Source organism: Zhongshania sp., from assembly GCF_041584495.1.
Classification (GTDB): domain Bacteria; phylum Pseudomonadota; class Gammaproteobacteria; order Pseudomonadales; family Spongiibacteraceae; genus Spongiibacter.
Genome location: NZ_JBFHDY010000031.1, coordinates 20,094 through 31,940 on the forward strand (window position 1 = coordinate 20,094; position 11,847 = coordinate 31,940).

The window sequence follows — 11,847 nt, forward strand, 5'->3', positions numbered from 1 at the left end:
CTCAATTCGCAGCAGAATAACATTTGACTGAATAGCTCACCACAGGGGATAAACCCGTTTACACACCGCCATTACATAGACCATTTTAAATAATGACAGAATATAGGGTATTGCTCGTTATTCTTACGAAGCGTTAAATTACACATAAAAAAGGCGAGCCAATACTAGCTCGCCTCCTCCCTATCACCGGCACTACACCATTATTAGCCCACGACTAATATCTTACCGTCACGACCACCCTCGGCCGCCGCAGCAACAGCCTGCTTAATTTCGTTAACGGGGTACTCTGCATGAATTGGGGTATGCAATTTACCTTCAATTATGTATTTAGTAATTTTTCCAAATACCGCCATTTGCTGCTCAGGTGTCGCCGTGCGGAACCAGCGTGCCAGCCAGAAACCTTTGAGGGTTACATCGCTAAACACCAAGGATTTTGCCGACAAATGACAGGGCTCACCGCTCATCAAACCGTAGTTCACCAAAGTGCCACCCACCGCAAGACAGGCGCCAATGCGATCTGTTGCCGCGCCACCAATGGCGTCAATCGCCAACTTTGGTAGTTTATCGCCGGTAATTTTAGCGACCTCTTTAGCGAGGCCTGGACCGTCGACCAGCACCACGTCGCCACCCTGGGCCTTTACACCTTCGATGGCAGATTCGCGGCGAACAATATTAATGGTTTTCAGGCCTTTAATTTTGGCGAGCTGAATAAGGTAGCTACCTACCCCGGAGTTAGCTGCATTTTGAATGACCCAATCACCCGCTTCTAGATCAACAAACTGCTCAAGCATCAGCAGTGCCGTTGGCGGGTTGATGCTCATCATGGCCAACTGCTTCGGATCGGCCTCATTGGGTACCGGTATAAGCTGAGCGGTCTTACACACTATGTGGGTAGACCAGGTGCCAACACCCACGGGCAACATCACGTTTTGACCTACAGCGGGGCCTTTGCCGCCTAGCTTCACGATTTTGCCCACGCCTTCATTACCACCAATAGCCGGCAAGGGTGGCAATATGCCGTATTCGCCCGTAAGAGTGAGTACGTCTGAGGGGTTAATTGGCGAGGCGATTAATTCTACTAGGGCCTCGTCTTCGGCCAACGCCGGGGCGTCAAACTCCACCGCAGTAATTGAGTTCTGTGGAATTGGCCCGCGCTCGGTGTATTGTGCTTTTAACATAGTTTGCTCCTTTGGGTTTGCCCCGCATGACACCCGTGGTGCGCTGACAGCAGGTAAATAGGTTTGCTTAAGCCACTAATGCTTATAGGTCTCGATACAACTCGGCTATTTTGTTGTAACGCTTGCGATTCAAGCCCATGTCCGAATAGCCCGCTCGGCTAGATGAGCGGTAATGCACTTGCTGGCTTTCAGTGTCGAGCCAAAACTCCACGTCATCGCGGTAGCGCATTAGGGATGTGGTAAATACCACGTAGAGGTAGTCGTCTGACTCAGTCTGAACTTTGGCCCCGCCATAAGCTGCAACGGCCTTTTTCAATGCGCTTAAGGTGCTGGCTTGGGAATCTTTAAAGGGCAAAGTAGCAACCCGCTTCTCTGGGTCTTTTGCTTGGCTAGACACATTATTTGGCTTGCTGCTTAATGCCGCTAACTTGCCGTCTGTCACGCCCAGCTCGGGCACCTGATTGCCTTGAATAATTACCCTAGCCAAAAACAGCACAACAAGAACGCCAATAACTGACACGGCGATTTTCATGGTTTTATTCCTCTTATTGGCCCTCAACCTCTCCGCTAAACAAGGTAATCTTGCGCCAGGCAAATTACTTTGTGCGCAAAATAATGGCAGGCAAACATTGACCTGTCAATGATTTGCGCGCAAAATATTTTGGACTTTGGAGAACAACATTGACTGACATACCCGCCCTCAAGCTCAAGAATCAAGTTTGCCACTCGCTATATTCGGCCACCAACGCCCTAATTCGGGCTTATCGGCCGGTGCTAGATCAGCTTGGCCTAACCTATGCGCAATACTTAGTCATGTTGGCGCTATGGGATGAAGACACCGTTATTATTAAAAATTTGGTGCAACGCACTCGTTTTGACGCTGGCACTCTTACCCCGATACTCAAGCGCTTAGAAAGCAAAGCCTTGGTCACCATTGCTAAATCCAGAGGCGATTCCCGGCAAAAAGTCATTGTGTTAACACCACAGGGCAAAGCCCTCGCTGACCGTGCCCGGAAAACACCCGACAATATCACCCGCCAAATTGCCATGGCGCCAGAGGATGCCCAGCAACTTAAAGCCCTCGCTGAACAGCTGTACTCGCTGATTAACAACAACCTACTAGAAAACGACACCGAGTAAGTTCCCGCCCACATTTCGCAAGTTCACTCCGCCTGTACGCTCTCGATGCTCAACAAAAATCGGCCCAAAATAGTTAAATTGCGCCTGTGTGCTATTGTTTTATTGCTTAGCCACGTCGACTTCACCCGACATTGGCGAAGATGATCTATTCGCTGCGCATTTTGCGTATACACCGGCCAAGAACTTAGGCAACACCGGTTGCACCATCCAATTAAGTCGATATTTTGGGGGAAAAATGAGAGCGCTTTGGCAGACACTTCTTATTCTGATCTTCTTTAGCTCCCTGGCGCAGGCCCAGCAGACAATGCGCGTTGGCGTAAAATCGGTACCACCGTTTGCAATGCAAACTGAATCTGGCGAATGGACCGGGATCTCAGTTGAACTCTGGAATAATATTGCCCGGCAGCAAAACTGGGAAACCCAATGGCTGCCAATGAAATCGGCCCGGGCGCAAATAGACGCCCTAGCCAATGACACGATTGATGTGGCGGTGGGCGCGCTGTCGATGACCCCCGAGCGCGAGCAGCTCATCGACTTTAGCTACTCCTTTTTCTCAACCGGCCTAGGCATTGCCACACCGGTAAAAAGTAGCGGCTGGACCACCCTCTTAGTGCAACTCATTTCCCCCGCCTTTCTCAGCGCAGTCGGCATTCTTGCCGTATTGCTACTCGCGGTCGGCGCGCTGTTGTGGCTAGTCGAACACAAGCGTAACCCCGAACAGTTTGGCGGCAGTGTCACCGATGGCATTGGCAGCGGCTTTTGGTGGTCAGCGGTGACCATGACCACCGTTGGCTATGGCGACAAGGCGCCAATCACCCGAGCCGGACGCCTGCTCGCAACAGTATGGATGTTTGTCAGCGTCATCACGATTTCCAGCTTTACCGCCGCTATTGCCTCGTCGGTGACCCTAAACCAAATGCGTACTGCGGTGAATGGTGTAGACGACCTAGACCGGGTTCGCACCTTGGTGGTCGCCGGTTCTACTGGCGAGCAAAGCCTTGCAAACAGAGGGATTAGGGCAAACACCGTCACCGCTCCAGAAGCCGGGCTAAACACCCTTAAAAGCGGCCAGGCTGACGCCCTGGTATACGACGAGGCCGTGCTGCGCTATTTACTGCGCAATGACGACGCCAACATCCAGGTCTTAAGCTTTTCTGGAAGCAAACAGGATTATGCACTGGGTTTGCGCTCAGGCTTTGAGCAGCGTGAAAACCTTAACCGCAGTTTGCTAGAGGTGACCCGCAGCAGCGCTTGGCAAACAACCATGCAGCAATTTATAGGAATAAAATAAGCAATGCACAATCTCCTTACTGCCCGGCTATTTGCCTGTTTAATATTCCTTGCCACGAGCAGCTTTGCTATTGCCCAAGACAAAGAGCGCGAGCGCATTGCCCGCGCCGAGGCCGACATTAGCCAAGAATTGCTGCAAACTGACGGTGACATTTTGCGTGACCGGGAGCGGCTACGCAGCGCCGAGTCGGCGCTCACCAACAGCATCACACCCAGTATTTTAGAAGATGCCAGACTTGATCTGGCCTCGCTCCGCTCCCGCGAGAGCGGTCTTAAAACCCGATTAAAAGCGCGCCGCAATAAGCTAAGTCAGCTAGACGCTGATATTGCCGACACAGAATCAAGTGGCTCAGCCAGCCCCGACGAAGACAGCCTGAGGCAACAGCATTTACAAGAGATGTACGCGCAACGGGAGCTGCTGCATAGCCTGATCGACCGCCTCGAACGCTTAAATGATCGCTTTCAGACGCGCGTGGCCTTAGCGCGACAGCGCCTCAATTTATTGCAGGCCCGCTTTGAGCTGCCCGACCTAGACACTACGCGCAAAAAGCCCAGCCGCGAAAGCCTGGCCTTACAGGACAAGGTCGATTCGCTACTCAGTACGGCGTCTACCGCGCGGCGGGATGCCACACAATTAACCGGCGACCTTCCCGCTGACCGCGCCAAACGTCGACTCTTAGAACTAACGGCACTGGCATCTGAAGAGCGGGCAGAATTTTATCAGCTCAAAATTGTCCGCTTGCAGGCCGAGCGCATGCTGCAGTCTTTGGCCATATTCAGCGGCTCACAGGCCACCCCCGTGCGGGTAATAGAAAAAGCCCTCGCCAATATCGAGAAATTGCGCGACGGCCTAACAGACCAACAACAACTCATAAAACAGAAGCACGAGCAATTCAAAGACCAAGGCAAAATTATTCGTCAGCAGGGCGAAATTGCCAGTGGCACCGACAGCACCTTTCAGCAGCGCTTGGGCCTAATTAACGACCTTATCAACTTAGCCGAGCAAGACGATAAGGCGGCGAGCAATTTAATTGCGAAGCTCAACGAGGTAAAAAATATTTACCGCAACGACTTGGCCGGAAACGCCAGCGCCGAACTACTCATTTTGCGGGAGCTGCCTTCTGACGGGCAGGCTTGGCGCCAGCTTGGCAGAAACATGTTAAGCCTGCCGCTTCGGGTCGGTGTCGCCTTAAAGCAAGCATTTATTAATACTGGCAAAGCGTATTCCCGCAGTGACGATGGCATAAAAGGTCTCTGCATTCTTGCGCTGCTCGGTTTGGTGTTTGCGGGTATTCAAGGCCGCCGCGTGCTAGCCAAACAACTGCAACAGGTTCAAGCTCGCGCCGACAGCGAAGAAGCGGCCGCCTGGGTACCTCTCGCCATTATTCACCGCAATTTACTCGGCATACTGCCGCCAATCTTTGTTGTTATTGTTGGCTCGCTATTAAATATACGCGAGTCAGACCTTATTCTGCTGCTCACACCACTGCTTATTTTTCCGGTAGTTAAGCTTGCGCTGGACTTCATTAATAATTTACTCGACCACTACACACCCGAACTTAGCCGCGACAAAACAGCGGTGCTGCTGATGGAAACCCGCTGGGTGATTGTGCTCAGCGCCCTGCTCAGTGGCGTGTTGGTTATTGCTCACACCGTTGCCCTGTCGCCCACCGTGATCGATGCCATCGACCGCCTGTCGATGCTGTGCCTGCTTTTTATTACCGTACCGCTGCTGCATTTACGCCGACTGTTACTGGCAGGGGTGGCTGGCACCCTCGAATCCAAAATGCTGCGCAGCTTTACCTTACTCGTTCCCCTACTACTGCTCGTCTGCGCCATTACCGGACTATTTGGCTACGTTAATTTAGCCCAGGCGGTGGCCAAACGTCTTGGCTGGCTATTTGTGGTCGCGGTGGGCCTGCACTTTGTGCGCAATATTTTGCGCGCCAGCTTCAAGGCCATCGGCCGCTGGTTTGACCGTCGCGACAATGAATCTGCAAGCTACTGGCGTCAATATATTCTCGGCCCACTGTATCGCATCGCGGTATTGCTGAGCGTGGTACTTGGCGCGCAACTTTTGTTCAGTTTGTATGAATGGAATATGCAAACGCCTGTCGTGCGCTATATACCACTAGCCTTAGACACCACCTTATTTATGGCGGGCACGACGGCCATCAAGGTAAAGACGTTTGCGCTGGCCTTGCTGGTTTTGTTTGTGGCGATATGGGGTGCTGGCTGGAGCAAGCAGGTTAGTTACCGCTGGGTTTATACTGGGGTTAGCGACCAAGGCATTCGCAATAGTCTTTCTACTTTTACCCAATACTTTGTGGTGGTTTTAGGTTTGGTCTTGGCCATGAAAATTATCGGTCTAGACCTAACCGCACTCACGGTATTTGCTGGTGCCTTGGGGGTTGGTATTGGCTTTGGTATGCAACAGATTGTTGTTAATTTTATTAGCGGCATACTGCTACTAGTAGAGCGTCCGCTAGCCACCACCGACCTTGTTAACGTCGACAAATACGAAGGCGAGGTGACCCGTATCGGCATTCGTTCACTTACGGTAAAGACCTTCGACAACCAAGAAGTCATCATTCCTAACTCGGCGGTAATTACCAAACCCTTCACCAACTGGACTCGTGGCGACGACGTGATGCGCACCATACTCATGGTTGGCATTAGTTATGACGACGACCCCCATCAAGCCGTCAGTCTTATCAAGGCCCTGCTCATCGACCACCCCGCCGTGCTCGAAGAGCCGAGCCCCAAAGTATTATTATGGGAGTATGGTGACTCGGCCCTCATGATTCGGGTTCAATTTCACTCACGGATTCGCGGTGACGTTGGCAAAGCAGATTTGCGCTCGCAATTACTCTTCGCCATTTGGGATGCCTTTAAGGAGGCCAGCATTACCATTCCCTACCCCCAGCAAGATGTTCACTTGCGCAACTACCCGCCCTAGTTAGAATAGTATGCAACGCTGGCCTTAGGCTATTCGCTTAAGGCCGCACCCTTCTATGTTAAGCATGCAAGTCAGCCACAATGGCGCGCCACATATCATCGCTTGCCGCATACGGTGAATAGATTGCCAAGCGATCTGCCAAACCTGCGTACTTTGTTTTTAATAATCCAGCAATGTCTGCTGGGCGCCCGCGAGTAGTAAACGCATCCAAAAAATCGTCGTTAATATAATCGGCCAACTCCTCCCATTTGCCCTGCTTAGAGAGGGCGTTGAGTGTCGGCTGTAAATGTCCGAGCCCCACCGCATCCATTGCCGGGCGATAAGCGGGCGTCGAACCGTAGAAGCCAAGCAAGCCCTTTACGCTCGCCTCAGCCGCGCGGTATTCCTCATCGCTGCTGCCCGTAATAACAATGGCATTAACCTGCAAGCAAAAGTCACTCCGAGCGCGCGCCGCCTTTTCTAAACCGCGTGCTACCGCAGGCAAGGCGAGCTCACGGAGAAAAGGCAGCGTATTGAACGGGTGGACAATAAAGCCGTCGGCAACCTCGCCCGCCACCTCGGTCATTTTTGGGCCAAACGCGCCGAGCATAATGGGCGGTATATCGTAGGGGTTAGGGCCTGGATTAAACATTGGTGTCATCAGGGTATGGCGATAGTAATCACCCTCAAAATTCAGCGCCGCGCCATGCTGCCAACAAGCAAAAAATGCTTTTACCGCTAAAATATACTCGCGCATTCGCGCCGCTGCCGGATCAAAGGCGAGGCCAAAACGTTTTTCAATGTGGGGTTTTATTTGCGAGCCAACTCCCAAGCTAAATTTGCCCTTAGAATACGTCTGTAAATCCCACGCTTGGTAGGCTATATGAGACGGATTGCGGGGAAACGCGACCGCAATCGCCGTTGCTATATCAAGCTCTGGCGCGTGTTCACTGGCCAAAACGAGGGGCAAAAATGGGTCTGAACTTCCTTCTAAGGTGTAAATTCCGTCAAAACCAATGTCGGCGAGACGCCTAGCCTCACTGGCGGCATTATTTAGCTGCGCATAGAAGGGCCCATCAATTTTCATCACCACATTCCATTCTTATTATTAATTATCAATAGCTTAAAGACATTCCCAGAACGTCTCCCAGTGTAAAATTCGGCATTTTGAAAAAGCAAACGGCCTACGCGCCATGTTAACGGCACAAACAATGTCACAAATTTGCCACATTGCTATTATCGATTACGGTAATTTACGGTAGGCTGTAAGCACTGATTACATATAACCACACAAAAATAATATTCGGTCGCCAAACGGCTTTGCTGCCTCGTAACCACTACTTACGGTCAATTTTATGAATGCTCGTCTATTGCCCCTCGTTTTTCTATCCTTCACATTGATTAGTGCCTGCGGCGGTTCGAGTTCCAGCACCACCAGTAGCCACAGCACCCCCAAACCCAATTCCGAAGTACCGCAAACCCGCTTCGCCATGGCCAATAGCTGTTATGCGCTACAGTCGGTAAAAACCACAAAGTACGTCGCAGCCACCGCGGAAGCCGGCTATGCCAGCACTGCTGCGAGCACAAGTGGGGCAGAAGCATTCTTTATGCAGCCAGCCACACTGGGCAAGTATCTGTTTTACACCAAAAACAAACGCCTCCTAACTGCCACTGCCGACACTATTAATGGTGAAGAGGCTGCGACCGACGCAGCTATTTGGACCATAAACCTGAATACCAGTAACGCCAGCTTCAGTATTGTGTCTGACAGCACTAGCCAGACTATGCAGGTAAATGACAGCGGTGCACTTATCGCTGGACCAGCCAGTACGGACGCCGCGGCCCAATTTAAATTCGTCCCCGCGACCAACTGCACCAGCTACCCAGAAATGCCGACATCAATAAACGGCGAAGCCTTTAAAGGCAGGGGCGTAGACAAGCCTATTATCGGCTTTGCCGATATCCACACTCACATGGGTATGTCGAATGAAATGTCTTATGCCGGAGATGTTGGCCCCTCGGCTGGCGGCGTGCTATACGGCCAACCTATCCACCGCTTTGGCGTAGACCACGCGCTAGAAGACTGCGAAGAGTTGCACGGCCCCAACGGTATTCGCGACGGCAATAATGTAATTAGCGAAAACCCCACCGACAGTCATGAAACCAAAGGCTGGCCCACGTTTGTAGACTGGCCGCGCCGCGACTACTTAACCCACCAAGTGATGTACTACAAATGGGTAGAACGAGCGTATTTGTCTGGCCTGCGCCTGATGGTTAACCACGGCACTAACATCGCGGGCTTATGTAATGTCGGCAAGGTGATTGCCGCCAACCCCAGTGCCGATTGCGACGATATGAGTGTTGCCGTTAAGCAAGTTGAATACCTCTATGAAGTGCAAGACTACATCGACGCCCAGTACGGCGGCCCCGGCCAGGGCTGGTATCGCATTGTAAAATCACCACAAGAAGCGCGTAGTGTAATTAACGACGGCAAAATGGCCGTGGTCCTCGGCGTTGAAGTTGCCCAGGTATTTGACTGTGGCGTCACTTTTTTGCTCGATGAGATCGAACAACGCAATTGTGACGAAACCCAAATTGATTCTGAAATTCAGCGTTTATGGGAACTTGGCGTTCGCCATGTTTATCCCTTTCACGACATCAACAGCTCACTGGGCGGCGCCGGTCTGTTTAATGGCAGCACCATGAACCTGCTTAATTTCTTGGACACCAAGGCCTTCTTTAAGACTACCACCTGCCGCGACTACCCGGTAGATGAGCCCTTAGTTCGCTCTCCTGGCACAGAGATGGCTACCGGCATTCCCGGTACTGGCGACGACCCAATATCACAGGCCTTTTTTGAAGTGAGCGCAGGCGCCTCACCACTCTACCCCGCCGGTGTTCGCTGCAATGCGCGCACGGTAACCGATTTGGGCGAATACGCGCTGCGCGCGCTAATGAAGCGCGGCATGGTGATTGATATTGACCACGCGGCCTACCACAGCAAAGACATTATGATTGAGCTCGCCGAGCAAGAAGTACCCAAATTCCCGCTCGCCTCATCACACGACGCTCACGGCGGCTTAACCAGCGACCAAGCCGCAAAAATGCTGAAAAATGGCGGCATTATTTATCCCTACAAAGGCAACGGCATTAAGCACAAGGAGTTTTTAGAGAAGCTAAAATTCTGGCGTACCAAAGCGGGTATTAGCGACTCTGATCAAGTGTTAGGCCTAGGCTACGGCGCCGATGCCAACGGCTTTGGCGGCCACCCTGGCCCTCGTGGCGGCGACTCAGAGCCGGTTCGCTACCCGTTCACCCTATTTAGCGGCGACGACTGGGGCCCCCAATTTAGCGGCTTTAAGCCCGTTACGGTCAACATGCTGTTAATTCCCGATAGCGGCAAGTACTGGCATATCGATGAAACCGGCATGTCACACTATGGCCTTGTTGCCGACTTTGTTGAAGAAGTGCGCCTAGAAGGCGGCAAAGAAGCCATTGACGCGCTGTACAACTCCGCCGAAGGCTATGTGAAAATGTGGGAGCGCGCTTACAACCGCAACGCGAATCTAAGCAGTGCCCAATAAGCCAGCGCTACCTACGCCGCGTAACTAGGCGCGCGCCAGCAATGCAGCGGTTCACAACAACGCTAAGCCTATACCTCGCCGGACTACTTGCGTCCGGCTTGGCGCAGGCACACTCCTTTGGCGAGCCCTATATTCTGCCCATGCCTTATTGGATGTATATCTATGGGGCGATGGCCGCGTTAATTTTGTCTTTTATCGTCTTGGCTTACTTTTACAATGCCGACCATGCCAACCGCCCTGCGCGGCTTTGGCCCATCGGCCACCCTCGACTACTTCAGGCATGTAACACAATACGGCTCGGCGCATTGCTAAAAGGGCTTGTTTTGCTGTGTTTTGGGCTTGCCATTGTTAGCGGCTTTATTGGTAACCAAGACAGCTACCGCAATTTCAATATGACCTTTTTCTGGATTAGCTTTGCATTAGGCGCAAGCTACCTCAGCGCGGTATTTGGCAACTGGTATCACTACCTTAATCCCTGGCACGTGATATTGAGTCCGCTAAAACACTTTTGCCAAGGTCGCCAAGCCTACCCAGAGAGCTTGGCTTACTGGCCCGCCGTCGCACTGTATATGGTCTTTATCTTGTTAGAGCTATTTGGCAATACCAAGCCCTTCTCGCTGTCCTTCGCACTCTGCGCTTACACACTCATTAACACCCTGGCAGTATGGCGTTATGGCAGCCAAAGCTGGTTTCGCTATGGTGAGCTGTTCTCGGTGATGTTTCAGCTAATCGCCAAAATGGCGCCTATACATTATGACCCCAGCGCCAAGGGCAGAGCCAAGCTCAGCCTGTGCATGCCCTTCAGCGGCTTATTACACCAGCGCCTAGAGCACCGCAGTCTGCTGGTCTTTCTTCTTTTTATGCTGTCGTCTACCGCCTACGATGGCCTGCGCGAAACGACGCTGTGGTTCAATCTGTTTTGGACTGACCCCCTGCATATTCTGGAGCCCTTGCTTGGCAAGCACCCGCTCTATGCCTACGTCACCCTTCGCCCCTGGTACCTAGCCTTTGAAGTTGTCTGCTTACTACTGTCGCCTTTTATTTATTTATATTTATTTCTATTCTTCTTGTGGGCAGGTAAGCGCCTAACCCGCAGCGAGCTGAGCGTCACTGAATTATCACTGCGCTTTGGCTACAGCCTGCTGCCCATCGCCTTGGTCTACCACATTACCCACTACTACACTCTGCTACTCAGCCAAGGTCTTAAAGTACGCGGCCTCATCTCCGACCCGTTCGGCTGGGGCTGGGATCTATTCGGCACCGCGATCAGCGGCCGACTGCCGATACTCCCCGACATGGGCCTAATCTGGAACAGCCAAGTGTGGCTCATTCTTATCGGTCACGTCGCCAGCGTATACCTCGCCCACGCCGAAGCACTGCGCAGCTTCCCCAGCCAGCGCCACGCCAGCCTCAGCCAGTTACCTATGTTGCTATTAATGGTGATGTTCACCGGCGTGGGCTTATGGATACTGGCCCAGCCGCTGCAAGGTTAAGCAGTAAACCTATAAATACCGGCAAAACCGTATGGAACGAAAAAAATTCACATTAATTTAAACTTATTCAGCAATAGGGCTTGCAAGAATCAATTTCCGCTCCTATAATGCGCGCCCTGTCATAGAGAAAACGACAGCAGATCAGTTGCGGGGTGGAGCAGTCTGGTAGCTCGTCGGGCTCATAACCCGAAGGTCGTAGGTTCGAATCCTGCCCCCGCTACCAC

Annotated in this window: 8 protein-coding genes and 1 tRNA gene; 6 read left to right on the top strand and 3 right to left on the bottom strand. The window is 52.1% G+C overall.

Going from position 1 to position 11,847, the window contains the following annotated elements; genetic code table 11:
- Positions 1-203 precede the first annotated feature (203 nt).
- The gene (locus tag ABYP33_RS07605; RefSeq protein WP_373090080.1) at positions 204-1,178 is read right to left on the bottom strand and encodes a zinc-dependent alcohol dehydrogenase family protein; all 975 of its coding nucleotides are present in this window, start codon (positions 1,176-1,178) and stop codon (positions 204-206) included.
- Between the two features lie 82 nt (positions 1,179-1,260).
- On the bottom strand, positions 1,261-1,710 hold the full coding sequence (locus ABYP33_RS07610; protein WP_373090083.1) for a DUF1499 domain-containing protein: 450 nt from the start codon (positions 1,708-1,710) through the stop codon (positions 1,261-1,263).
- A gap of 149 nt (positions 1,711-1,859) precedes the next feature.
- On the opposite strand from ABYP33_RS07610, the gene ABYP33_RS07615 reads away from it, so the two are divergent.
- The 3 genes from ABYP33_RS07615 (at position 1,860) to ABYP33_RS07625 (ending at position 6,567) form a co-directional block, all read left to right on the top strand.
- A complete protein-coding gene (locus ABYP33_RS07615; protein ID WP_373090085.1) occupies positions 1,860-2,318 on the top strand; it encodes a MarR family winged helix-turn-helix transcriptional regulator in 459 nt (152 codons plus the stop codon).
- A 235-nt stretch (positions 2,319-2,553) separates the two neighbouring features.
- The gene (locus ABYP33_RS07620) at positions 2,554-3,609 is read left to right on the top strand and encodes a transporter substrate-binding domain-containing protein (protein ID WP_373090088.1); all 1,056 of its coding nucleotides are present in this window, start codon (positions 2,554-2,556) and stop codon (positions 3,607-3,609) included.
- 3 nt (positions 3,610-3,612) lie between these two features.
- Positions 3,613-6,567, top strand: a complete 2,955-nt coding sequence (locus ABYP33_RS07625; protein WP_373090090.1) for a mechanosensitive ion channel domain-containing protein — start codon at positions 3,613-3,615, stop codon at positions 6,565-6,567.
- A gap of 58 nt (positions 6,568-6,625) precedes the next feature.
- Here ABYP33_RS07625 and ABYP33_RS07630 read toward each other — a convergent pair whose 3' ends face one another.
- A complete protein-coding gene (locus tag ABYP33_RS07630) occupies positions 6,626-7,633 on the bottom strand; it encodes a TIGR03617 family F420-dependent LLM class oxidoreductase (protein WP_373090092.1) in 1,008 nt (335 codons plus the stop codon).
- A gap of 268 nt (positions 7,634-7,901) precedes the next feature.
- Here ABYP33_RS07630 and ABYP33_RS07635 point away from each other — a divergent pair, with 268 nt between their 5' ends.
- The 3 genes from ABYP33_RS07635 (at position 7,902) to ABYP33_RS07645 (ending at position 11,846) form a co-directional block, all read left to right on the top strand.
- Positions 7,902-10,130: a peptidase M19 gene (locus ABYP33_RS07635; protein ID WP_373090094.1), complete on the top strand. Its 2,229-nt coding sequence runs from the start codon at positions 7,902-7,904 to the stop codon at positions 10,128-10,130.
- A 41-nt stretch (positions 10,131-10,171) separates the two neighbouring features.
- The gene (locus ABYP33_RS07640) at positions 10,172-11,623 is read left to right on the top strand and encodes a hypothetical protein (protein WP_373090097.1); all 1,452 of its coding nucleotides are present in this window, start codon (positions 10,172-10,174) and stop codon (positions 11,621-11,623) included.
- A 146-nt stretch (positions 11,624-11,769) separates the two neighbouring features.
- Positions 11,770-11,846: transfer RNA gene (locus tag ABYP33_RS07645), tRNA-Met, on the top strand.
- Position 11,847 lies beyond the last annotated feature (1 nt).